Origin of the sequence: Burkholderia glumae LMG 2196 = ATCC 33617 (assembly GCF_000960995.1) — a bacterium.
GTDB lineage: Bacteria > Pseudomonadota > Gammaproteobacteria > Burkholderiales > Burkholderiaceae > Burkholderia > Burkholderia glumae.
In genome coordinates this window covers 81,413-103,575 of sequence record NZ_CP009435.1, presented here as the reverse complement: position 1 = coordinate 103,575, position 22,163 = coordinate 81,413, and the positions used below count along the sequence as shown (strand labels likewise).

Below are 22,163 nucleotides of genomic sequence, written 5' to 3'. Positions count from 1 at the left end.
GCAGACGGGTGCAGGCGCGAGCCTGCGCCCGTTTTTGTTTGGCGGGTGACGAGCGGCCGGCCCGGCGCTGTCGCCTGACAGCGGCAGTCCCATGCCCGGCGGACCGGCCACGGCGAGCGCGGCGCTCAGCCCGAGCGCGCGTGCGCTCCGAAACGCGCGGCCCAGGCGGCGATCGCCGCCGGAAAGAATGCCTCGAGCGAGGCGCGTGCCGACGGCGCGAGCGGGAGCCCGAGATGATCGGCCGCCGCGGCGAGCGCGACGAGCGGCGTGCGCGTGTCGAGCGCCGTCGCGCCGGTCTGCTTGCTGAGCTTCTCGCCGTTGGCATCCACCACCACCGGCACATGCAGATAGGCGGGCGTCGGCGCGCCCAGGCAGCGTTGCAGATGGATCTGCCGCGCGGTCGAATCGAGCAGGTCCGCGCCGCGCACCACGTGCGTGATGCCCGCGTCGCGATCGTCGACCACCACGGCGAGCTGGTAGGCCCACTGGCCGTCGGCGCGCCTGAGCACGAAATCGCCGACCTCGGTGGCCAGATCCTGCGTTTGCCGGCCCTGCCAGCGGTCGTCGAACGCGATGCGTGCCGCCGCGCCGTCCGGCACGCGCAGCCGCCATGCGCGCGCCGGCTTGCCGTGCAGGCCGCTGCGGCAGGTGCCGGGATAGGCGAGCGTGGTGTGCCGCTCGTGCGCGGCGCGCAGCGAGTCGGCGATTTCCTTGCGCGTGCAGCCGCACGGGTAGACGAGACCGGCCTGCGTCAGCGCGTCGAGCGCGGCCGTGTAGGCGGCGCCGCGGCGGCTCTGCCAGACGGGCGGCTCGTCGGCCACGAGCCCGAACGCGGCAAGCGTCGAGACAATCGCGTCCGCCGCACCGGGTACCGTGCGCGGGCCGTCGACGTCCTCGATCCGCACCAGCCACGCGCCGCCATGTGCGCGGGCGTCGAGCCAGCTGGCGAGCGCGCCGACCAGCGAGCCGAAATGCAGCGGGCCGGTCGGCGACGGCGCGAAGCGGCCGCGATAGCGGCCCGGTGCGCCGGCCGGTTTCAAGCGGAGCGGGCGAGCGGTTCGGCGCCGGCGTGCGCGGCGGTGCCCGCATGGCAGGCCGGGCAGGAACGGCCCGGCACGTACAGCGGCGACTGCTGGTCCTGCGCGGACACCACGGCGCGGCAGGCGAAGCAGGTGAGGTCGGCGGTCGGCTCCAGCCGCGGGTTGAGGGCCGTGCGGTAATCGAAGACGAAGCAGTCGCCGTGGTAATGCGCGCCGCCGACTTCCTCGAAATACTTGAGGATCCCGCCCTCGAGCTGATAGACGTGGTCGATGCCGACTTCCTTCATGTGGATCGCGGCCTTCTCGCAGCGGATCCCGCCCGTGCAGAACGACACCACCGTCTTGCCCTCGAGATCGGCGCGATGCGCCTCGATCACGGCCGGGAATTCGCTGAACTTGTCGATCCGGTAATCGAGCGCGGCATCGAAGGTGCCGACGTCGACCTCGAACGCGTTGCGCGTGTCGAGCATGACCACCGGCCGGCCCTCGTCATCGTGGCCGCGATCGAGCCAGCCTTTCAGCGTGCGCGCGTCCACCGACGGCGCGCGGCCGAGTTCGGGCCGGATCGCCGGCTTCTTCATCGTGATGATCTCGCGCTTCAGGCGCACCAGCATGCGCCGGAACGGCTGCGAGTCGGACCGGCTTTCCTTGAACTGCAGGTCGGCGAACTTGCCGCCGAACAGGCGATCTTCGCGCAGATAGGCGACGAACGCGTCGGTCGCCTCGCGCGGTCCGGCGATGAACAGATTGATGCCTTCGGGTGCGAGCAGGATCGTGCCGCGCAGCCCGAGCGCCTGGCAGCGTTCGGTGACGAGCGGCCGCCATGCTTCGGGCGATTCGATCGTGACGAAGCGGTAGGCGGCGAGGTTGACGATGGACATGATGAACCAATGAAGGGCGGGCGGCATGGCTCGCGGGCGCCCTGCGCGGCGCCGCGCGCGGACGCGGCGAATGAGGGCGCGATGCCATGCGGCGGCCGCCGCGTGAATGACCGAAACCCGTATTATCCCGCAAACGCGCGCGCAAACCAGTGGCCCCGGCGCCGGCTCGCCCGTCTGGCGCACGCGGCGTTTTTTGCGCGGCGCCGGCGTTGCCCGCGCCGCGACGCGGCTACAATAACGCCCATGGCAGATCCCCGTTTCGTACATCTTCGCGTCCACTCCGAATTCTCGATTGCCGACGGCATCGTGCGCCTCGACGACATCGTCAAGGCGGCGGCGGCCGACGGTCAGGGTGCGCTCGCCCTGACCGATCTCGGCAACGCGTTCGGCCTGGTTCGCTTCTACAAGGAAGCCCGCAGCAAGGGCATCAAGCCGATTGCCGGCTGCGACGTCTGGATCACGAACCACGACGATCGCGACAAGCCCGCGCGCCTGTTGCTGCTGGTGCGTGACAAGTCCGGCTACCTGAACCTCTGCGAACTGCTGTCGAAGGCGTGGCTCACGAACCAGTACCGCGGCCGCGCCGAGATCGATCCGCAGTGGCTCGAATCGGAGCTCGGCGGCGGCCTGCTCGCGCTGTCGGGCGCCCAGCAGGGCGACATCGGCATCGCGCTCGCGGCCGGCAACAACGAGTCCGCGCGCCGTCACGCGCAGCGCTGGGCGCGCGTGTTCCCGGGCAGCTTCTACATCGAGCTGCAGCGCTACGGCCAGCCGGGCGCCGAAGCCTACATCCAGGACGCCGTCAAGCTCGCGGCCGAGCTGAAGCTGCCGGTGGTGGCCACCCACCCGCTGCAGTTCATGGAGGACGAGGATTTCACGGCGCACGAGGCGCGCGTCTGCATTTCGGAGGGCGATATCCTCGCCAATCCGCGCCGCCAGAAACGCTTCACGACCGAGCAGCGGTTCCGTACCCAGGCCGAGATGGCCGAGCTGTTCGCCGACCTGCCGTCGGCCGTGCTGAACACGGTGGAGATCGCCAAGCGCTGCAACCTGACGATCGAGCTCGGCAAGCCGAAGCTGCCGCTGTTCCCGACCCCCGACGGCATGTCGCTCGACGACTATCTCGTGCAGCTGTCGAAGGAAGGGCTCGAGAAGCGCCTCGTGCAGCTCTACCCGGACGAGGCCGAGCGCGACGCGCAGCGCGACACCTACTACCAGCGCCTCGATTTCGAGTGCGGCACGATCACGAAGATGGGCTTTCCCGGCTACTTCCTGATCGTCGCGGACTTCATCAACTGGGCCAAGAACAACGGCGTGCCGGTCGGCCCCGGCCGCGGCTCGGGCGCCGGTTCGCTGGTGGCCTATTCGCTCGGCATCACCGATCTCGACCCGCTGCGCTACAACCTGCTGTTCGAGCGCTTCCTGAACCCGGAGCGGGTTTCGATGCCCGACTTCGACATCGACTTCTGCCAGCATGGCCGCGATCGCGTGATCCAGTACGTGAAGGAGAAGTACGGCGCGGACGCGGTCTCGCAGATCGCCACGTTCGGCACGATGGCCGCGAAGGCGGCCGTGCGCGACATCGGCCGCGTGCTAGACCTCGGCTACATGTTCACCGACGGCGTCGCGAAGCTGATCCCGTTCAAGCCCGGCAAGCACGTCACAATCGCCGACGCGATGAAGGAAGAACCGCTCCTGCAGGAGCGCTACGACAACGAGGACGAAGTCCACCAACTGCTCGATCTCGCGCAGCGCGTGGAGGGCCTCACGCGTAACGTCGGCATGCATGCGGGCGGCGTGCTGATCGCGCCGGGCAAGCTCACCGATTTCTGCCCACTCTACGCGCAGGGCGACGAAGGCGGCGTGGTCAGCCAGTACGACAAGGACGACGTCGAGGCGGTCGGCCTCGTGAAGTTCGACTTCCTGGGCCTGACCACGCTGACCATCCTCGACTGGGCCGAGCGCTTCATCCGCCGGCTCGACCCGACCAAGGCCGACTGGTCGCTCGCGCAGGTGCCGCTCGACGATCCGGCCTCGTTCCAGATCCTGAAGAAGGCGAACACGGTCGCCGTGTTCCAGCTGGAAAGCCGCGGCATGCAGGGCATGCTGAAGGACGCCCAACCCGACCGCTTCGAGGACATCATCGCGCTGGTGTCGCTGTACCGCCCCGGCCCGATGGACCTGATCCCGAGCTTCTGCGCCCGCAAGCACGGGCGCGAGAAGGTGGAGTACCCGGATCCGCGCGTCGAGCCGGTCCTGAAAGAGACCTACGGCATCATGGTCTATCAGGAGCAGGTGATGCAGATGGCGCAGATCATCGGCGGCTACTCGCTCGGCGGCGCCGACCTGCTGCGCCGCGCGATGGGCAAGAAGAAGCCCGAGGAGATGGTCAAGCACCGCGAGATTTTCGCCGAGGGCGCCGCGAAGAACGGCCTCACGCGCGAGAAGTCCGACGAGATCTTCGATCTGATGGAGAAGTTCGCGGGGTACGGCTTCAACAAGTCGCATGCGGCCGCCTACGCGCTGCTCGCCTATTACACGGCCTGGCTGAAGGCGCATCATCCCGCCGAATTCATGGCGGCCAACATGACGCTCGCGATGGACGACACCGACAAGGTGAAGATCCTGTTCGACGATTGCGTCCTGAACGGCATCAAGGTGCTGCCGCCCGACATCAACCAGTCCGAATACCGTTTCGAGCCGGTGGGCGAGGCCGACGGCAAGCGCTCGAAGACCATCCGCTACGGGCTCGGCGCCGTGAAGGGCAGCGGCCAGAACGCGATCGAGGAAATCCTGCGCGCCCGGCGCGAGGGCGGCCCGTTCAAGGACCTGTTCGATTTCTGCGAGCGCATCGACCGCCGCATGGTCAACCGCCGTACCGTCGAGGCGCTGATCCGCGCCGGCGCGTTCGATTCGCTGACGCCGAACCGCGCGCAACTGCTCGCCTCGGTGCCGCTCGCGATGGAGGCGGCCGAGCAGGCCGCCGCAAACGCCATGCAGGCGGGCCTGTTCGACATGGGCGCCGAGTCGCCGCACGCCCATGCGCTGGTCGACGAGCCGGCCTGGGACGACAAGCGCCGCCTGCAGGAAGAGAAGGGCGCGCTCGGCTTCTATCTGTCGGGGCACCTGTTCGACGCCTATCGCGCGGAAGTGCGCCGCTTCGCGCGCATGAAGCTCGGCGAGCTCAAGGAGGGGCGCGACAAGCTGGTGGCCGGTGTGATCGCGTCGCTGCGCACCCAGATGACGCAGCGCGGCAAGATGATCATCGCGCTGCTCGACGATGGCACCGGGCAGTGCGAGATCACCGTGTTCAACGAGCAGTTCGACGCCAACCGCGGGCTGTTCAAGGAAGACGAGCTGCTGATCGTGCAGGGGCAGGCGCGCAACGATGCCTTCACGGGCGGCATCCGCTTCACGGCCGACACGGTGATGGATCTCGAGCGCGCGCGCAGCCGCTACGCGCAGGCGGTGCGCATGAGAATGAACGGCAATGCCGACGCCGGCGCGTTGCGCCGCGTGCTCGAGCCGCACGTCGCCAAGCCGGAAGCCGAACCGGCCGCGCCGCCGCCCGCCGCCGCGCGCGGCGGACGCGAGGGCCGCGAGGGCCGCGAGGGCGGGCGGCGCGCGCCGCCGCCGATGCCGAACGGGCTCGTCGTGCAGATTCTCTACAACAACGCCCGCGCGCAGGGTGAGATGCGGCTCGGCGAGGCGTGGCGCGTCAAGCCCAGCGACGCGCTGCTGGCCGATCTGCGCGCGACCTTCGGCGATGGTTCGGTCGAAATCGCGTACTGAACCGCTGCGGTGCCGCGCCCGCGCGCGCGGCACCGCGCCATCTCGCATCGTGCGAGCTTCGTGAGCCCCCACCACCGAACGACTGCCTTGGCTGCCCTGTTTCCCGATCATCCGCCCCGCAGCATTCTCGTCGTCGCGACGCGGCGGATCGGCGACGTCCTGCTGACGACGCCGATCGTCCGCTCGCTGAAGGCGCACTGGCCCGACACGCCGATCGACATGCTGGTGTTTCGCGGCACCGAAGGCGTGCTGGAAGGCAATCCCGACATCCGCAACGTGCTCGTGGTCGCGCAGCGCGCCAAGCTCGGCGAACGCCTGCGTGACGCGGCGCGCCTCTGGCGCCGCTACGATCTGGCCTGCGCGGCGCTCAGTTCCGACCGGCCGCGTTATTACACCTGGTTCGCCGGCCGGCGCCGCGTCGGGCTGGTCGATCCGAACCGTGTCGGCATCGGGCCGCGTCTGCTGCTGAACCGGATCGCCCTCAACGATCACGAGCATGAGCACACGGTAGCCAGCACGCTTGCGCTGGCGCCGCAGATCGGCATCGAGCCGGTGCCCGAGGTGGTGGCGCCGGGCCTCGGCGACGATCCCATGCGGCGCGCCCGCTTCGATGCGCTGCTGGCCGCCTCGCCCGCCGTCGCGGCGGGGCGGCCGCTCGTCGTGCTGCATCCGTACCCGATGTTCGCGTACAAGCAATGGCGCCGCGACGGCTGGGTCGAGCTGATCGACTGGCTGCGCGGGCTCGGCCATGCCGTTGCGCTGAGCGGCGGGCCGGCCGACCACGAGCGTGAATATGCCGAACGCGTCGCGCGCGATGCCGGCGGCGACGTGCTGAATCTGGTGGGACGCCTGTCGTTCGGCGAGAGTGCCGAGCTGGTGCGGCGCGCGAAGCTGTTCATCGGACCCGATACCGGCGCGACGCACGTGGCCGCCGCGACCGGCACGCCCGTCATCGCGCTGTTCGGGCCGTCCGACCCGGTGCGCTGGGGGCCGTGGCCGCAGCGCTGGCAGGGCGGCGGCAAGCCTTGGCCGCTGGTCGGCTCGGCGCGCCGCGGCAACGTCTATCTGCTGCAGGGCGAGGGCAGTTGCGTGCCGTGCCGCCAGGAAGGTTGCGAACGCAATGTCGCGAGCTACAGCGACTGCCTGATGCAGATGTCGACCGCCCGCGTCGCGACGGTCGCGGCCCAGATGCTCGGCTTGCCGGCCGAGGCCGCGCGCGCGGCGCCCTCGACGGTGATCGACACGACGGGGCTGGTGCGCCCGCGAGCCTGAGCGCGGCCCCGGCGCTCGCATTCCCGCGCCTCGCCCCTCCTGCCTTGGCTGGCTTCCCGGCCGTCCCGCGCGGGGCGCCGCTTACGCGCGCGCCGTCGCGGTGTGCTGCGCCGTGCCGTCCGTCCGCCATCCGCAGCCGATCAGGATCCCGGCCAGCAGCACCAGCATGTGCCCTTCGGCGAAGTCGAGCAGCAGCGAATTCGCCAGGCTGCCGATCGCGAAGATCGCCAGCCAGCAGAGCAGCAGATGCCGCGAGCGCGCGTCGAGCGTCCGGCTGCCGGTGCCGATCCGCACCAGCAGGTTGACGAACAGCACGAGGCCGAGCGTGCCGAGCTGCACGGCCATCAGCAGGTATTCGTTGTGCGGATTCTCGGTCAGCGTGGCATCGGCGAGCGTCTTGCCGGCCGACAGTTTCTGGAATTCGACGCCGAGGCCGCCCGCACCGTAGCCGATGAGCGGCCGGGCCGCGTATAAGTGGAGCGCGCGCTTGTACCAGTCCAGGCGCAGGCCGCTCGAGGTCACCGCGTCGCTCTGTTCGTACTGCTTGATCTCGGTGCTCACCTGCATCAGGCGTCCGCCGTGCAGCGTGGCCAGCGTGGCGCCGAGCGCGGCCGCCACCGCCACGAACAGCGCGACGGTCAGCGCGGCCAGCCGCGGCGAGCGCCGGCGCGCCGCGCCGAACGTGCGCAGCCCGATCACGGCGATCAGCAGCAGCGCGATCAGCTGTCCGGTGCGGCCCTGCAGCATCACGAACACGTCCACGAGCGAGAGCGCGGCGATCGCGCCGAACACGAGCCGCGCCCGCGTCGAGCCGGCCGCGAGCATCATGTCGGCCGCCTGATAGAACAGCAGTGCGCCGAACATCCCCGCCGCGATGTGGTTCTTGAACACCCAGGCGCGCGACAGCGGCAGCTCGATCCGGTGCGCCGGTCCGATCGCGGTCAGGCCGAGGTAGTTGGTGGTGGACAGCAGCAGGATCAGGACCAGCGTCGAGAACAGGCTCCAGCGCGTGATCGCGCGCCAGTTCGGCGTCGCGTTGCGGAACACCTGGATCGCGAACGGCACTATCAGCAGCTTGTCGTATTTCATCACCCACTCCCAGGCCGCGCGGGGCGGCGCGACCGAGTAGGCGATGCTCGCCGTCAGCGCCGCGAGCAACAGCAGCGCGGCGAGCGCGGCCGGCTGGCGCAGCAGCTTCGGCAGGCCTCGCCAGAATTCGGGCGCGCTCAGCGCCGCCACCGCGAACAGCGCGCAAAAGACGTTGGTGAGCGCGGTGGAGACGGGCACCATGCACAGCGCGGCGACGGCGAGCACGCGAGCGGCCGTCAGGCGCCGGGAAACGGGCGGGGCAAACGATGACATCGGCAGGGGATCAACGAGATTGAAAGGGGCCCGCCCTGGCGCGATCGGCCGCGAATACGGCGCGCGCCCTGGCGACGACGTGCGGAGTATACGCGACCGACCGGCGGGCGAGCCAAATCGGCGAGCGACACGGGCGTAGCGCGGTGCTGTGTTGCCGCCGCGCAACCCCCGCCGTGCGGGCAGCGGGCGGTGCTCGGACCGACGCCTCAGGAGAGCGCGCGCTTGATCCGCGAACGCAGCAGCGCGCGCTTGAGACGCCCTTCGACGGCCGGCTCGTCGAGCGCGAGCGTGGTGCCGAGCGGCTGGCCGCGGCGCAGGTAGAAGCGGTCGAAGGTCGCCTGCGTCATGCCCCACTTGTTGAGGAACTGGCGGCGGCCGTCGTTCTTGACCACCTTGCCCGTGCTTTTCTGCTGGAAGTGATAGACGAGGCTGTCGCCGACGCCGATGAAGATCCGGCAGCCGGCGTCCCACATCTTCATCGACAGATCGTTGTCGCTGCTCATGCCCGGGCTCAGCTCGCTGCTGTAGCCGCCCACGCGGTGCCACCAGTCGCGGCGCACCAGCGTCGGCGGCCAGGTGGCGCCGAGCCAGTCGGCGCGCCGCAGGCCCGGGGTGGCGGCCGCGAGCGCGTCGAGATCGAGCGCCGCCGCGTCGCGGCCGAAGTCGCGCACCACCACGCAGGGGTTGCCGGTATCGACCGGTTCGACCATCGTGCCCGACAGCATGAACAGATCGGTCGGCATGGCCGCGGCGCGTTCGACGAGCGCGGTGTCCCAGCCGGGGCAGACCGCCATGTCGTCGTTCATGTAGACCACGTAGTCGCGCGTGGCGCGCGCCGCCGCGAGGTTGACCGCGTGACAGATGCCGATGTTGGCGGGCGACGCGGTGTGCTCGATGCCCGCCTGCCTGACCCAGTCGAGCGTGCCGTCCGAGCCGTCGTTGACGTGGACGATGATCTGATGCTCGTAAGCGGAATGGCGGCGCAGGCTCGCGACCACGCATTGCAGATACGGCAGGTTGTTCCAGGTCGGGATGATGATGGAGAACATGGTGATCGGCTTCGGAAACGGAGGACGGGAGACCCGGGTGAACGGCGCGGCCCGATGCGCGTGACGGTGGCCCGCATTGTACCCGGGCCGCTTGCCTCGCTTTCACGGGCGGCGCGGCGCGTCAGGCGTGCGGCCCGCGGCGTGCCTGCGCCCCGAGCTTGAGAAACCGGTAATAGACGGTTTCCGCGTTGAACACCGCGATCATGAAGCCGGCGCGGCCGTCGAGGAAGCCGCGCCGCAGCAGATAGGTGCGCACGAAGGCCCACAGGCCGCGCCCGAGCGCCTTGCCGAAGCCGCCGCGCTGGCCGGCCGCGTGGCGCTGCCGCGCGCCCGCGCTCGAGTAGCTGTCGAGCTTGCGCAGCACCGTTTCGAAATCCTCGTAGGAGTAGTGCAGCAGCTTGCCCGTCAGCCGTGCGGTCGGGCCGTCGTAGATCAGCCGCTCGTGCACCAGATCGTCGGAGAAGCGCGCGGTGCCGCGCCGGAACAGGCGCGCGATCCAGTCCGGATACCAGCCGCTGTGGCGAATCCAGGTGCCGCAGAAGCTCGACAGCCGGTCGAGCGCGTAGATGTCGGCGGCGGGCGCGCGGATCGCGGCGCGGATCGACGCGGCCAGCTCCGGCGTGACGACTTCGTCGGTGTCGAGCGAGAGGATCCAGTCGGTGGACAGCTGCGCGATCGCGCGATTCTTTTGCGGGCCGAAACCGGGCCATTCGCGCTCGATCAGGACGCGCGCACCGTGCGCACGCGCGATCTCGACGGTCGCATCGGTGCTGCCGCCGTCCACCACGACGACTTCGTCGGCGAAACCGAGTGCGGCGAGACAGTCGGGCAGGCGGGCGGCGGCGTTCAGCGCGATCAGCGCCACGCCTAGGGTGGGTTCGGCCATGCGAGGAAACGATGAGCGGGGCAGGAGGTGCGCGAGAGTATACCCGTCCGCTTGCGCGGCGGCGGTGCGCGGCCGGCCGGCCTGAGGTGGCACGGAGGGCAGGCGCTATAATGTTCCGCCATTTTGACGTGCGACGCCTCGCCGTCGGGCACCGTGCCGCGTCGCCATCCGGCATCGCGCCACCCTGGAGAAAGATTGTCCTTGGAAACACAGAACACACTCCGCAAGTCGATCGGCCCGGGCGCGGCCACTTCGCCGCGGGCGGTGCTGCGGCGCCTGTGGCCCTACATCAAGCCGCTGGTCGGCATCCTCGCGCTGGCGATCCTCTCGATGGGCATCGTCGCCGCGACCGAGGCGGGGATTCCGGCGCTGCTCAAGCCGCTGCTCGACCGCGGGTTCGGCGCGCACAGCAACGAGAAGGCGAAGTGGCTGGTGCCGGCCGCGATCATCGGGCTGGCCCTGGTGCGCGGCTTCGCGCAATACGCCTCGAACTACCTGCTCAACTACGTTTCGAACCGCGTCCTGCTGAAGCTGCGCCTGGAGATGTTCGAGCGCATGATCCACACCAGCGCGTCGTTCTTCATGCGGGAAACGGCCAGCACCGTGATCAACGCGGTCGTGTTCGAGGTCAACCAGATCCTCGGCGTGCTGACCGGGGTGATGGTCACGCTGGTGCGTGACTCGATGACGGTGCTGTTCCTGCTCGCCTATCTGTTCTACCTGAACTGGCGGCTCACGCTGATCGTCGCGGTGATCCTGCCGGGGATCGGCTGGCTCGTCAGCAAGATCAACCGGCGCCTGCGCCGCCTGAACCGCGAGCATCAGACGCTCACCAACGAGCTGTCGTACATCGTCGAGGAGACCGTAGGCGGCTACAAGGTGGTGAAGATCCACAACGGCGAAGCCTACGAGATCAACCGCTTCACGGAGATGAGCAAGCGCCTGCGCGGCTACGCGATGCGCATGACCATCTCGGGCGGGCTCGCGCAGCCGATCACGCAGTTCCTCGCCTCGATCGCGCTGGCGATCGTGATCACCATCGCCGTCGTGCAGTCGGCCAACGATCAGACCACGGTGGGCGGCTTCGTCGCGTTCGTCACGTCCATGCTGCTGGTGATCTCGCCGCTCAAGCACCTGATCGACGTGAACCAGCCGCTGCAGCGCGGCATGACCGCGGCCGAGCTGATCTTCGGCTTGATCGACGAGCCGGTCGAGCCGAAGGGCGGCGGGCGGCGCATCGCGCATGCGCGCGGCGAGGTCGAATACCGCAACGTGTCGTTCGACTACGGCGCGAGCGAGCGGCCGACGCTCGACCGCATCGCGTTCAAGGTCGCGCCGGGCGAGATGGTGGCGCTGGCCGGCCCGTCGGGCGGCGGCAAGTCGACGCTCGTGAACCTGCTGCCGCGCTTCTTCGATCCGACCGGCGGAGCGATCCTCGTCGACGGCGTGCCGGTCGGCGACTACGACGTCCACGACCTGCGCGACCAGATCGCGATGGTCAGCCAGGACGTCGTGCTGTTCAACGACACGATCGCCGCGAACGTCGCCTATGGCGTCACGCCCGATCGCGAGCGCGTGCAGGCCGCGCTCGAGGCCGCGAACCTGGCCGACACGGTGGCGGCGATGCCGAACGGGATCGACACGCTGGTCGGCGGCAACGGCATGCGCCTGTCGGGCGGCCAGCGCCAGCGGCTCGCGATCGCGCGCGCGATCTACAAGGACGCACCGATCCTGATCCTCGACGAGGCCACCTCGGCGCTCGACTCGGAGTCCGAGCGCCACGTGCAGGCCGCGCTCGAGCGGCTGATGGAAGGGCGCACCACGCTCGTGATCGCGCACCGGCTCTCGACCATCGAGCGCGCGGACCGGATTCTCGTGCTCGAGGCCGGCCGGATCGCCGAGGAGGGCAGTCACGAGGAACTGCTGCGCCGCGGCGGGCTCTACGCGCATCTGCACCGGATCCAGTTCCAGCAGCAGGCGGCCTGAAGGGGCCGCCGCCCGCCCGGCGGGGCAGGGCGCGACTCGCGCCCGACGATGCGCGTCGCGATGGGCTCGCGGCGGTCCGCATGCTAGTCTCGTCGAGCCGGCCGCCGGATCGGCCGGCTAATCTGGATCTGGGGGAAAACACATGAAGACGTCTCGCTTGCTGCTCGCGTTGCTGCTGGCCGGTTCGCTCGGATCGCCGCTCGCCTTCGCGCAGCAGCCGCCGCCTGGCGGCGACCACGGCCCCGGCCCGGGCGGTCCCGAGGGGCCGGGAGGGCCGGCTCATCACCATCCGCCGCGTCTCGGCCATGGCGGCCCGGCCGGCCATCCGCCGGGCGGGCCGCGCGCCGAGCCGCCCGGCGGCTTCATCGAAGGCCATCGCGACTGGCGCCGCGGCGACCGGCTTCCGCGCGAATACTGGGACCGTCAATACGTCATCGACGACTGGCGCGACTACCATCTCGCGCCGCCGCCGCGCGGCTACCACTGGGTCGGCGTCGGCGGCGACTATCTGCTGGTGCAGATCGGGAACGGCTTGGTGCTGCGGGTCGGCCCGTGAGGCAGGGCGGCGGGCGGCGCCCGCCGGGGTCGCTGCCGGCCTGAACGCCGTCGCCGCCAAGCCGGTACGCCAAAGCCCTGCCCGCGTCAGCGGGCGGGTTGGCACCGACAAGCGCATGCTGCGTGTCGGGCGGCGCGAGGGCGGCCTGGACGGTGCGGGCGGTTCGGACCGTGGAGACGGGCCGCGCGGCGGTGTCGCCTCGGGCGCGGCGCGCGGGCGATGCTCAGGCGTCGGGTCGCCCGCGCCCGCGCCACTGCCGCTCGAGCCAGGCCAGCAGCGCGCAGACCACCAGCGCACAGACCGTGCCGAGCGTGACCTCGCCTAGCCGGATCAGCGGAATGTCCCACAGCGGGCCGTTGCTGGGAAACAGCAGCACGATGGTGGCGGTCACGCCGCCCAGGCGTGCCGCGCTGCCTACGTCGAGGCACCAGCAGGCCATGATCGTCGCCGTGATCGCCGCGGCGTAGACGAGCAGTTGCGCGGGGAAAGTCGAGCTGCCGAGCGCGGCGCCGGCGAAGCCGAGCACGCCGCCCACCATCGCGCCGACGAACTGGTCGCGCGACAGCTTCACCGTGTCCGAGTAATGATGCTGGGTGACCGCGATGGCCGTCACCGCGGCCCAGACCGCCTGCCCCGAATGCAGCGCGTGGCCGATGCCGTAGGCGAGGCACGCGCCGCACACGGCCCGCAGCGCCATCATCGCGCCCTGCATGACGCGCTCGCGCAGCGACATGCCCTTGAACAGCGCGAGCAGCGATTGCTGGATGTCGCGGCGCGTGTCGTCGAGCGTGCGGATCGGGTCCATCGTGCGTCGCGTCAGGCGGCCCGCGGCGGCTTGCCGGCAGCGTCGCTGGAGCCAGCCGAATCGGGCGCGTCGGGCGGGGTGTCCGGCTGGTTCTCACCGAGCCCGGCGTCGCGCGTCTCCGGCATCGCCAGTGCCACCAGCAGCACGGCGAGCGCGCCTGCCGCCGCGAGTCCGAAGAAGCTCATGGTGTTGCCGAAATGGTCGGCCGCGAAGCCGGCGAGCGAGGTGCTCAGCGTCGCGCCGATGCCGGCCGCGAGCCCGAACAGGCCGATGCAGAGGTTGTAGCGGCCCTTGCCGCCCGCCACGTCGGCGGCGATCAGCGGCAGCATCACGCCGAACACGGCCGCACTGATGCCGTCGAGCATCTGCACCGGCACCAGCAGGTACGGGCTGCTGACGCCCGCGAACAGCAGCGCGCGTACCGGCAGCGCCGAGAAGCCGAGCAGCAGGATCGGCCGGCGCCCCCAGCGCTGCGCGGAGCGGCCCACCCAGGGCGAGAGCATCGCCACGATCGCCTGCGGGACGATGATGCAGGCCGCGATCACGAGCTGCACGTTGTCGCCCATGCCAGCCGTCACTTCGCCGGCCGCGAGGTTCAGCATCGCCGCATTCGACAGGTGGAACAGCACCACGCAGGCGGCGAACACCAGCATGCGCCGGTCGCGCAGCAGATCGAGGATCGTCTCTCGCGGCTCGCCGTCGGCGCTCGCCTCGCGCGGGCGGTTGCCCGGCGGCGGCGCGACCGTGTGGGTCGGCTGGATCATCGAGAGCGCGACCAGCGCCGGCAGCGCGAGCGCGGCCGTCAACCAGAACACCGCGCGCGCCGACACGTATTCGCCCGTCAGCCCCATCAGGCCCGCGGCCACCGCGCTGCCGATCGAGGCCCAGCGCGCGTTGCGGCCGAGCCGGTCGCCAAGGTTCGCGCGGCCCACCAGCGAGAACGAGATCGCCGCCATCGCGGGCACCAGCATGCAGCTCGCGAAGCCGTGGAACACCTCGGCCGCGATCACCGGCACGATGGTCGGGCTGGCGGCGAGCAGCACCGCCGACAGGATGATCGCCATGATCGCCCAGGCCGCGGCGCCCTTCTTGTTCTTCAGCGCGTCGACGGCGGCACCGCCCGGCACCTGGCTGACCATCGCGCTGATGGTGCCGATCGACAGCACCAGGCCGATCTCGCCCTGCGTCCACTTGTGCGAGGCGAGATAGGAGGCGATGAAGGGGCCGAAGCCCGTCTGCACGTTCGCGACGAAGAAGTTGACCCAGTCGAGGGCGCGCAGGCTGCGGGTGCTGACCGTATTGGTTCCCGTCATCGGCTGGTTCCCGCGCTGGACGCCTGGCTCGCCGGCGGCGACACGGCGATCACCGGTTTGTCGGCCGCATAGGGCGGCGCCGCCTTCAGCTGCGCCTCGGAGAGGTCGAGCAGCGCGCGCAGCGACTTGTCCTTCGGCACGAAGCGCAGCGCCGACCAGCTCGCGGCGATGGTGCGCCGGTCCGGACTCACGAGGCCGCCCAGGTCGAGCACGACCGCCTGTGGCTGCCCATCGCGACCGATCAGCACGTCGACGATGCGGCCGACCGCGCTGCCGTTGCTGCGCTCGACGTCGGCGTCGACCATCGCGATGGTTCCCGGCGCCTCGCCTGCATGCGAGGCGCCGCTCAGCGACACCGCCTTCGGACGGTCGGCAACCGGCAGCGTGCCGGACGGCACGTCGAGCAGGATCGGCTGGTCGCGGCCGCCCGGCGTGAAGCGGAACAGCCGCCACGGAAAGCTGACCTTGCGGTCGCCGACGCCGAGGAAGCCTTGCAGGTTGACGATCATGCGGTCCGGCTTGCCGCTCGTGTCCGCGATCATGTCCACGGCCCGGCCGATCATCTTGCCGTCGCGGCGGCGCACCTCGCTGTCGAGCAGCGAGTGCACCTGGTTGCGCTCGATCGTGCGGGTCTGGATCAGCGGCGGGGGCGGGGGCGGCGGCGGTGGTGGCGGCGGCGGCGCTGCCGGGCGCTTGACCACGCGCGGGCGCGGCGCCTCGTGGCGCGGCTTTTTCTGGGTGTCGGTGTCCTCGGGGGCCTCGACCTCGGAGGCGGGCTCCGGCATGGCGACCGGCAGCCCCTCCTCGTCGAGCGTCTCGACCGCCGCGTCGACGATCGGCGCGGGCCGCTGCGGCGCCTGGAACAGCGCGCAACCCGACAGCGCAAGCGTGGCGGCTAGCGCGGTGAGGAGAGGCGCCGCGGAGGCGACGAATTTCGGGAAACGGATTGCTAGACGCGTAAGGCCGCCGCTCATCAACTGGGACTCCATGGGCCGGCGCAGGCCGCGGATGCGGTGCTGCGGCGATTGATGGCCGATGCCGCCGACGGCATCGCAGGGTCAGAGTGTACCCTGTGTGTGCGCCGCGTCGACGAAATCGACGCCGCCGCCTGCTTGTGCCGATCCGGCGACCGGCGCGCGATGTGGCGGCGGTGCGCCGCCGGCTGCCTCATCGGCTCATTTCGGCGGCAGCGTCCGCACGAATGCGAGCGCCGCATCGAGCAGGCGCCGCCGCAGCGCATCCTGCGCGCAGCGTTGCGGCGAGACCCAGACCCAGCCCGTCATCGGCCGGCCGCCGTTGCGCATCGGCTCGATGCCCGGCATGGCCACCGCCCAGCCGTCGTTGCCCTTGCCGAGCCGCACCAGCATGCCGTCGTGGCGTGCCGCGCAGAGCAGGTTGCCGTCGGCAAGCCAGGCCCAGCCGCCGAACATGGCGCGGCCCGTGATCCACGCCTCGTCGCGCAGTTCGTCGTTCAGCACTTCTTCGAGGCCGAGATCGCGTGTCATGCGGGCTCCTTCAAGGGCGGCGAGCCGCTGATGGCAGGAGAGGGCGCGCGGCTCACGCTGGTGCGGTGCCGGTTCGGCAGCGGCCGGCGCCGCTGCCGCGCACGGCGGATCGCGCCGCCGGCGGTGCGCGGCCTCGGCGTCGTCGCGCGGATGCCAGGTCGCATCGAACCCGAAGCCGTCCAGCTCGACGGGCCGCGGCAGCAGGTCGAGCCGGGCGGCGGCGCGGTGCCGGGGCGTGCCATTCGGGCGGTATCAGGCCGTGTCAGGCGCCCGGTCCGGCGAGCGACTGCACCGACAGGCTGGGATGCGAGCCCTCGACGATCATGGCGCCGATGCGCTTTGCGTCGCTTGCGGCTTCGTCTACCGAGGCGAAGCTTTCCTCGCCGTTCGGATGGAACGGCACCGTCTGGCCGGGCAGGCCGGCGCTGGCGCCGGGGCGGCAGAGATAGGCGACGTAGGTGTAGCGGTTCGCGACGGCGCGCGCGGGCTGGACGGTGACGTGGATCTCGTAGCCCTCGCAGGGGATCGGATCGAGCTGGATCGGGACCTCGGTTGCTGCCGGCATGATGGCCTCCGTGTCGCCGCGGACGGCGCGCGGGTCGCGCGCCGGGGCGGTGGGCGTGTGCTTCGGCCTGTATTGTAGGTGAGGCGGGGCGGCGGGCGCGACGCGGCGATTGCAATCGTTTGTTTGGACGCCGCTGCCTGGGAAAACGCGCTCGGCATTCGATAATGTGCCGGGATCTTGTTCGCTGCGGCTCATCGGAGTCGACCGCCCACGGGCGACATCGGCGCGCTGGCGACGCGGGCAGCGCCGCGCGGGCCAGTCATCCCTCTCTACATCAGCACGATATCGTACTGCTCCTGGCTCAAATTCGATTCCACCTGCAGCGACACCGGCTTGCCGATGAAATCGATCAGCATCGCCAGATGCTGCGACTCCTCGTCGAGAAACAGGTCGATCACCTGCTGCGAGGCGATCACGCGAAACTCGCGCGGATTGAACTGCCGCGATTCGCGCAGGATCTCGCGCAGCACGTCGTAGCAAACCGTTCGCGGCGTCTTCACCTGCCCCTTGCCCATGCATACCGGACAGGGCTCGCACAGCACGTGCGCGAGCGATTCGCGCGTGCGCTTGCGCGTCATCTCCACCAGTCCCAGCTGCGAGAAGCCGTTCACCGTAACGCGCGTGCGGTCACGCGAGAGCGCCTTCTTCAGCTCGCCCAGCACGGCCTCGCGATGCTCGGCGTTCTCCATGTCGATGAAGTCGATGATGATGATGCCGCCCAGGTTGCGCAGCCGCAGCTGGCGCGCGATCGTGTGCGCGGCCTCGAGGTTGGTCTTGAAGATCGTGTCGTCGAAGTTGCGCGCGCCGACGTAGCCGCCGGTGTTGACGTCGATCGTCGTCATCGCCTCGGTCTGGTCGATCATCAGGTAGCCGCCCGACTTCAGGTCCACGCGCCGCGACAGCGCGCGCTGGATCTCGGCCTCGATGTTGTAGAGATCGAACAGCGGCCGCTCGCCGGTGTAGTGATGCAGCCGCGCGCTGACGGCCGGCGTGAACTCGGTGGCGAAGTTCGAGAGCCGCGCGAAGGTCTCGCGCGAATCGACCTGGATCTTGCTCGTGTCGTCGTTGGCGAAATCGCGCAGCACGCGCTGCGCGAGATCGAGGTCCTGGTAGAGCAGGCTGGTGGCCGGCAGCCGCTGCGCCTGCGCGACGATGGTGGTCCAGGTCTTGCGCAGGTAGGCGACGTCGGCGCCGAGCTCCTCGGCGGTGGCGTCCTCGGCGATGGTCCGCACGATGTAGCCGCCTTTCTCCTCGGGGGGGATCACGGCGGTCAGCCGCGCGCGCACGGCCTCGCGCTCGGCCTCGCTCTCGATCTTCTGCGAGATGCCGATGTGCGGCTCCTGCGGCAGGTAGACGAGCGTGCGCCCGGCGATGCTGACCTGGGTCGACAGCCGCGCGCCCTTGGTGCCGATCGGGTCCTTGATCACCTGCACCATTAGCGTCTGGCCTTCGAACACGGTCTTCTCGATCGGCGGGTGCGGCACGCTCGCGTGCGGGTCGCCGGGCGGCCGCGGCTGCCAGATGTCGGCCACGTGCAGGAACGCGGCACGCTCGAGGCCGATGTCGATGAAGGCCGACTGCATGCCCGGCAGCACGCGCACCACCTTGCCGAGATAGATGTTGCCGACGCGCCCGCGCGAGAGCGTGCGCTCGACGTGAAGCTCCTGTACCGCGCCTTGCTGCACGAGCGCGACCCGCGTTTCCTGTGGCGTGATGTTGATCAGGATTTCTTCGTTCATGGTGGGCTCAGAAGGCGACGCGCGCCGCGCGCAGCAGCGCGGCGGTCTCAAAAAGGGGCAGACCCATGATACCCGAATGCGATCCGTCGATCCGCTCGACGAACTCCGCCGCGCGGCCCTGGATCGCGTAGGCGCCGGCCTTGCCGAACGGCTCGCCGCTGGCCACGTAGCGCGCCAGCGCGTCGGCGGAGACCGGCCCGAATTGCACGATGGAGCGCGACAGCGCGGGCATCAGCGGTTTGCCGCCGGCATCGACCACCGCCAGCGCGGTCAGCACCTCGTGCTGGCGGCCGACCAGGCGGGCGAGCATCGAGAGCGCGTCGTCGGCGGAGGCAGGCTTGCCGAGAATCGCGCCGTCCACCGCGACGGTGGTGTCGGCCACCAGCACGGGCGCGACCGGCAGCGCGCTGGTCACGAGCCGCGCGCGCGCCGCATCGGCCTTGGCGGCGCATACGCGCACCACGTAGTCCTCGGGCGACTCGCCGGGCAGCTCGGCCTCGAGCGCCTCGGCGTCCTCGTCGGGGCGCGGCAGCAGCAGCTCGAAGCTCACGCCGAGCTGGCGCAGCAGCTCCTGCCGGCGCGGGCTCTGCGAGGCGAGATAGACGAACGGATAGGTCGAGTCGGGCAGGAGGCGGTCGGACATCGTCATGGTTCTCGGTGGCCGCATGACGAGTCGCGAACGCGGCGCGTCATGCTCGGTGGTAGGGATGATTCTGCGTGATGCTCCACGCGCGGTAAAGCTGCTCGGCCAGCAGCACGCGCACCATGCCGTGCGGCAGCGTGAGGCTGGAGATCCGCAGCAGCAGATCGGCGCGCGCCTTCAGCTCCGGGTCGAGCCCGTCGGCGCCGCCGATCACGAATGCCACGTCGTGGCCGTCCTGCTGCCAGCCGGGCAGCGCCTGCGCGAGCTGCATCGAGGTCCAGTCGCGGCCGCGCTCGTCGAGCGCGACGACACGCGCGTGCTTCGGCAGCGCGGCCTCGATCCGCGTCTTCTCGGCCGCCATCACGCTCTCGGCGCTGCGGCCGCCCGAGCGCAGCTCGGGCTTGATCTCGCGCAGCTCGAGCCGCAGCTCGGGCGGCATCCGCTTCGCGTATTCGTCGAAACCGGTGGACACCCAGCCGGGCATCTTGTGGCCGACCGCGACGATTTGCAGCTTCATGGCGTGACGTCAGCGCGTGACAGCGGCGGGTAGCGGCGCGGCCGTGCTCAACGGCGCCGCGCGGGCGTCTTGCGGGCGAGCGGGGCGTTGTCCTCGTCGCCGCCGTCGTCGTCCCCGGCGGCGCGTGCGATGCCGCTCGCGCTGCCGCCGAGCTTGACGCGCACCGGCTTGTCGCCCCAGATCTCCTCGAGGTTGTAGTACTGGCGCAGCGCGGGCTGCAGGATGTGGACCACGGCGTCGCCGCAGTCGACCAGCACCCATTCGCCGGTGTCCTCGCCCTCGGAGCTGACGACGTCGCCGCCGGCGGCCTTGACCTGCTCGCGCACGTTCGAGGCGAGCGCCTTGGTCTGGCGGTTCGAGGTGCCGCTCGCGACGATCACGCGATCGAACAGCTCGGTCAGGTGGGTGGTGTTGAACACCTTGATGTCTTGTGCCTTGACGTCTTCGAGGGCGTCGACGATCACACGCTGCAGTTTGCGAATATCCATGTCAGGGATGGTAGAGACGATGTTGAAGAATGTAGTTCCAGACGGCGGCGGGCACGTGTTCGGCTTCCGCGTCGGGTACCTCGGCGCGGCGCGCGATGCACTCGCGCAGATGCGTGCGGATGTCGGTCGCGGCGATGTCGAAGGCGAGCGTGGTATCCACCAGCACGTGGCCGGCGGGGCTCGCCTGCAGCACGGCGGCCTCGGCGCGGCGCGACGCGATCTCGGCGGCCACCGCGGGCGGGGCGGCCGACAGGTCGAAGCCGGGGCGGGTGGCGATGCACACGTGCGCGAGCGAGAACAGCAGCCGCCAGTCGCGCCAGGTGTCGAGCCGCACCAGTTGGTCGGCGCCGATCACGAGCGACAGCGAGGCGGCGGGGCCGACCCGCTCGCGCCAGCGCGCGAGCGTCTCGGCCGTGTAGGTCGGGCCGTCGTGCTCGATCTCGTCGGTGGCCACGGTCACGGTCACGCCGGGCAGGTCGAGCGACGGCGCGGCGGCGCGCGTCATCGCGAGCCGGTGCTCGGCGGCCGACACGTCGCGCTTCTGGTACGGCTGGCCGGCCGGCAGCAGCACGAGCTCGGTCAGCGCGAGCTCGCCGGCGAAGCGCCGCGCGAGCGCCAGATGGCCGTCGTGAATCGGGTCGAACGTGCCGCCGAGGATGCCGATGCGGCGCGCCAGCGGGGTCGGTCGGGCTTGCGTGTCCAGATCGCGTTCCTTCGGGTCGAAGCCGGCGCCAGCGGGCGCCGGCGGGCGGCTCACAGCCATTCGCGCGGCACCAGGAATTCGCCGAGGCGCGCCTCGGGCGTGCCCGGCTCGGGCTGCCAGTCGTAGCGCCAGCTCGCGGCGGGCGGCATCGACATCAGGATCGACTCGGTGCGCCCGCCGCTTTGCAGGCCGAACAGCGTGCCGCGGTCGAACACCAGGTTGAATTCGACGTAGCGGCCGCGCCGGTAAGCCTGGAAGTCGCGCTCGCGCTCGCCATACGGCGTGTCGCGGTGGCGTTCGACGATCGGCAGATAGGCGCCCAAGAAGGCGTCGCCGACGCTTTGCATCAACGCGAACGAGCGCTCGAAGCCCGGCTCCGACAGATCGTCGAAGAAGATTCCGCCGATGCCGCGCGTCTCGTTGCGGTGCTTGAGGAAGAAATACTCGTCGCACCACGCTTTGTAGCGCGGATAGAGCTCGGCGCCGAACGGTGCGAGCGCGTCGCGGCAAGCGCGGTGGAAGTGGCGCGCGTCGTCCTCGTCGGGATAGAACGGCGTCAGGTCCATGCCGCCGCCGAACCAGAACACCGGCGCCTCGCCGGCCTTGGTCGCCACGAACATGCGCACGTTCATGTGGACGGTGGGGCAGTACGGATTGCGCGGATGCAGCACCAGCGACACGCCGAGCGCCTCGAAGCCGCGCCCCGCGAGCTGCGGGCGCGCCGCGCTCGCGGACGGCGGCAGCGCGTCGCCGGCCACGGCCGAGAAGCCGATCCCGGCACGCTCGAAGAACCGGCCGTTCTCGAGAATGCGCGTGCAGCCGCCGCCGCGCAGGCGCTCCTCGGGCCCGCGCTGCCAGGCGTGGCTGGCGAGCGGGATGCCGTCGAATGCGCCGAGCGCGTCGGCGATGCGGGTTTGCAGCGCCTCGAGGTAGGCGCGCACACGGTTGACGTCGAAATTCGAATCGCTGGTCATGGGGTCGGAAAGAGGGCGCGCTGATGTCTGCTGGCTCGGTCGGCTCCGGCTCGGGCCGATTGCCGCGATTGTAGACCTTTCGGCCGG

The 22,163-nt window shown here is 70.5% G+C and carries 20 protein-coding genes; 4 read left to right on the top strand and 16 right to left on the bottom strand.

What is annotated here, in order from left to right; translation table 11 throughout:
- Nucleotides 1-125: 125 nt before the first annotated feature.
- Nucleotides 126-1,040, bottom strand: coding sequence for a tRNA glutamyl-Q(34) synthetase GluQRS (gene gluQRS, locus KS03_RS13045; protein ID WP_015876599.1), 915 nt, complete (start codon nucleotides 1,038-1,040; stop codon nucleotides 126-128).
- Nucleotides 1,037-1,921 carry a sulfurtransferase gene (locus KS03_RS13040; protein WP_015876598.1) on the bottom strand — a complete coding sequence of 295 codons (885 nt, stop codon included), beginning with the start codon at nucleotides 1,919-1,921 and terminating at the stop codon, nucleotides 1,037-1,039. The genes gluQRS and KS03_RS13040 overlap by 4 nt, the downstream gene beginning before the upstream one ends.
- Nucleotides 1,922-2,164: 243 nt before the next feature.
- Here KS03_RS13040 and dnaE point away from each other — a divergent pair, with 243 nt between their 5' ends.
- Both dnaE and KS03_RS13030 read left to right on the top strand, forming a co-directional pair.
- Entirely contained in the window at nucleotides 2,165-5,713 is a 3,549-nt protein-coding gene (gene dnaE, locus KS03_RS13035) for a DNA polymerase III subunit alpha (RefSeq protein ID WP_015876597.1), read from the top strand.
- An 87-nt stretch (nucleotides 5,714-5,800) separates the two neighbouring features.
- The gene (locus KS03_RS13030) at nucleotides 5,801-6,985 is read left to right on the top strand and encodes a glycosyltransferase family 9 protein (protein WP_015876596.1); all 1,185 of its coding nucleotides are present in this window, start codon (nucleotides 5,801-5,803) and stop codon (nucleotides 6,983-6,985) included.
- An 81-nt stretch (nucleotides 6,986-7,066) separates the two neighbouring features.
- Here the strand turns inward: KS03_RS13030 and KS03_RS13025 are convergent, their stop codons facing one another.
- From KS03_RS13025 to KS03_RS13015, 3 genes are all read right to left on the bottom strand, one after another.
- Nucleotides 7,067-8,347 carry an O-antigen ligase family protein gene (locus tag KS03_RS13025; protein ID WP_015876595.1) on the bottom strand — a complete coding sequence of 427 codons (1,281 nt, stop codon included), beginning with the start codon at nucleotides 8,345-8,347 and terminating at the stop codon, nucleotides 7,067-7,069.
- Between the two features lie 206 nt (nucleotides 8,348-8,553).
- Entirely contained in the window at nucleotides 8,554-9,396 is an 843-nt protein-coding gene (locus KS03_RS13020; protein ID WP_015876594.1) for a glycosyltransferase family 2 protein, read from the bottom strand.
- 121 nt (nucleotides 9,397-9,517) lie between these two features.
- Nucleotides 9,518-10,282, bottom strand: a complete 765-nt coding sequence (locus KS03_RS13015; protein ID WP_015876593.1) for a glycosyltransferase family 2 protein — start codon at nucleotides 10,280-10,282, stop codon at nucleotides 9,518-9,520.
- Between the two features lie 201 nt (nucleotides 10,283-10,483).
- On the opposite strand from KS03_RS13015, the gene msbA reads away from it, so the two are divergent.
- Both msbA and KS03_RS13005 read left to right on the top strand, forming a co-directional pair.
- Nucleotides 10,484-12,268: a lipid A export permease/ATP-binding protein MsbA gene (gene msbA / locus KS03_RS13010; protein WP_026051529.1), complete on the top strand. Its 1,785-nt coding sequence runs from the start codon at nucleotides 10,484-10,486 to the stop codon at nucleotides 12,266-12,268.
- Nucleotides 12,269-12,410: 142 nt separating this feature from the next.
- A complete protein-coding gene (locus tag KS03_RS13005) occupies nucleotides 12,411-12,824 on the top strand; it encodes an RcnB family protein (RefSeq protein ID WP_015876591.1) in 414 nt (137 codons plus the stop codon).
- A 223-nt stretch (nucleotides 12,825-13,047) separates the two neighbouring features.
- Here KS03_RS13005 and KS03_RS13000 read toward each other — a convergent pair whose 3' ends face one another.
- From KS03_RS13000 to hemF, 11 genes are all read right to left on the bottom strand, one after another.
- The gene (locus KS03_RS13000) at nucleotides 13,048-13,629 is read right to left on the bottom strand and encodes an FUSC family protein (RefSeq protein ID WP_015876590.1); all 582 of its coding nucleotides are present in this window, start codon (nucleotides 13,627-13,629) and stop codon (nucleotides 13,048-13,050) included.
- An 11-nt stretch (nucleotides 13,630-13,640) separates the two neighbouring features.
- Nucleotides 13,641-14,942 carry an MFS transporter gene (locus KS03_RS12995; RefSeq protein ID WP_015876589.1) on the bottom strand — a complete coding sequence of 434 codons (1,302 nt, stop codon included), beginning with the start codon at nucleotides 14,940-14,942 and terminating at the stop codon, nucleotides 13,641-13,643.
- The gene (locus tag KS03_RS12990) at nucleotides 14,939-15,916 is read right to left on the bottom strand and encodes a PRC-barrel domain-containing protein (protein WP_015876588.1); all 978 of its coding nucleotides are present in this window, start codon (nucleotides 15,914-15,916) and stop codon (nucleotides 14,939-14,941) included. Before KS03_RS12990 ends, KS03_RS12995 begins: the two co-directional genes overlap by 4 nt.
- Nucleotides 15,917-16,117: 201 nt before the next feature.
- The gene (locus KS03_RS12985) at nucleotides 16,118-16,447 is read right to left on the bottom strand and encodes a cold-shock protein (protein ID WP_015876587.1); all 330 of its coding nucleotides are present in this window, start codon (nucleotides 16,445-16,447) and stop codon (nucleotides 16,118-16,120) included.
- A 262-nt stretch (nucleotides 16,448-16,709) separates the two neighbouring features.
- A complete protein-coding gene (locus KS03_RS12980) occupies nucleotides 16,710-17,012 on the bottom strand; it encodes a hypothetical protein (protein ID WP_015876586.1) in 303 nt (100 codons plus the stop codon).
- A 269-nt stretch (nucleotides 17,013-17,281) separates the two neighbouring features.
- On the bottom strand, nucleotides 17,282-18,751 hold the full coding sequence (rng, locus tag KS03_RS12975; protein ID WP_015876585.1) for a ribonuclease G: 1,470 nt from the start codon (nucleotides 18,749-18,751) through the stop codon (nucleotides 17,282-17,284).
- Between the two features lie 7 nt (nucleotides 18,752-18,758).
- On the bottom strand, nucleotides 18,759-19,400 hold the full coding sequence (locus KS03_RS12970; protein ID WP_015876584.1) for a Maf family protein: 642 nt from the start codon (nucleotides 19,398-19,400) through the stop codon (nucleotides 18,759-18,761).
- Between the two features lie 40 nt (nucleotides 19,401-19,440).
- A complete protein-coding gene (gene rlmH, locus KS03_RS12965; RefSeq protein WP_015876583.1) occupies nucleotides 19,441-19,911 on the bottom strand; it encodes a 23S rRNA (pseudouridine(1915)-N(3))-methyltransferase RlmH in 471 nt (156 codons plus the stop codon).
- A gap of 47 nt (nucleotides 19,912-19,958) precedes the next feature.
- Complete coding sequence (gene rsfS, locus KS03_RS12960; RefSeq protein ID WP_015876582.1) at nucleotides 19,959-20,399, bottom strand: ribosome silencing factor; 441 nt, start codon at nucleotides 20,397-20,399, stop codon at nucleotides 19,959-19,961.
- Between the two features lies 1 nt (nucleotide 20,400).
- A complete protein-coding gene (locus KS03_RS12955) occupies nucleotides 20,401-21,162 on the bottom strand; it encodes a nicotinate-nucleotide adenylyltransferase (protein WP_015876581.1) in 762 nt (253 codons plus the stop codon).
- Entirely contained in the window at nucleotides 21,153-22,076 is a 924-nt protein-coding gene (gene hemF, locus KS03_RS12950) for an oxygen-dependent coproporphyrinogen oxidase (protein ID WP_015876580.1), read from the bottom strand. The genes KS03_RS12955 and hemF overlap by 10 nt, the downstream gene beginning before the upstream one ends.
- Nucleotides 22,077-22,163: the final 87 nt, after the last annotated feature.

Excerpts from the sequence above, each read along its gene's own strand:
- KS03_RS12985 (WP_015876587.1), bottom strand. The coding sequence starts at position 16,447 with ATGACACGCGATCTCGGCCTCGAAGAAGTGCTGAACGACGAACTGCGC.
- KS03_RS12990 (WP_015876588.1), bottom strand. The coding sequence starts at position 15,916 with ATGAGCGGCGGCCTTACGCGTCTAGCAATCCGTTTCCCGAAATTCGTC.
- rng (WP_015876585.1), bottom strand. The coding sequence starts at position 18,751 with ATGAACGAAGAAATCCTGATCAACATCACGCCACAGGAAACGCGGGTC.
- dnaE (WP_015876597.1), top strand. The coding sequence starts at position 2,165 with ATGGCAGATCCCCGTTTCGTACATCTTCGCGTCCACTCCGAATTCTCG.
- KS03_RS13000 (WP_015876590.1), bottom strand. The coding sequence starts at position 13,629 with ATGGACCCGATCCGCACGCTCGACGACACGCGCCGCGACATCCAGCAA.
- KS03_RS12995 (WP_015876589.1), bottom strand. The coding sequence starts at position 14,942 with ATGACGGGAACCAATACGGTCAGCACCCGCAGCCTGCGCGCCCTCGAC.
- KS03_RS13025 (WP_015876595.1), bottom strand. The coding sequence starts at position 8,347 with ATGTCATCGTTTGCCCCGCCCGTTTCCCGGCGCCTGACGGCCGCTCGC.
- hemF (WP_015876580.1), bottom strand. The coding sequence starts at position 22,076 with ATGACCAGCGATTCGAATTTCGACGTCAACCGTGTGCGCGCCTACCTC.
- rlmH (WP_015876583.1), bottom strand. The coding sequence starts at position 19,911 with ATGAAGCTGCAAATCGTCGCGGTCGGCCACAAGATGCCCGGCTGGGTG.
- KS03_RS13040 (WP_015876598.1), bottom strand. The coding sequence starts at position 1,921 with ATGTCCATCGTCAACCTCGCCGCCTACCGCTTCGTCACGATCGAATCG.
- KS03_RS12955 (WP_015876581.1), bottom strand. The coding sequence starts at position 21,162 with ATGGCTGTGAGCCGCCCGCCGGCGCCCGCTGGCGCCGGCTTCGACCCG.
- rsfS (WP_015876582.1), bottom strand. The coding sequence starts at position 20,399 with ATGGATATTCGCAAACTGCAGCGTGTGATCGTCGACGCCCTCGAAGAC.
- KS03_RS13015 (WP_015876593.1), bottom strand. The coding sequence starts at position 10,282 with ATGGCCGAACCCACCCTAGGCGTGGCGCTGATCGCGCTGAACGCCGCC.
- KS03_RS12980 (WP_015876586.1), bottom strand. The coding sequence starts at position 17,012 with ATGCCGGCAGCAACCGAGGTCCCGATCCAGCTCGATCCGATCCCCTGC.
- KS03_RS12970 (WP_015876584.1), bottom strand. The coding sequence starts at position 19,400 with ATGACGATGTCCGACCGCCTCCTGCCCGACTCGACCTATCCGTTCGTC.
- KS03_RS13005 (WP_015876591.1), top strand. The coding sequence starts at position 12,411 with ATGAAGACGTCTCGCTTGCTGCTCGCGTTGCTGCTGGCCGGTTCGCTC.
- KS03_RS13020 (WP_015876594.1), bottom strand. The coding sequence starts at position 9,396 with ATGTTCTCCATCATCATCCCGACCTGGAACAACCTGCCGTATCTGCAA.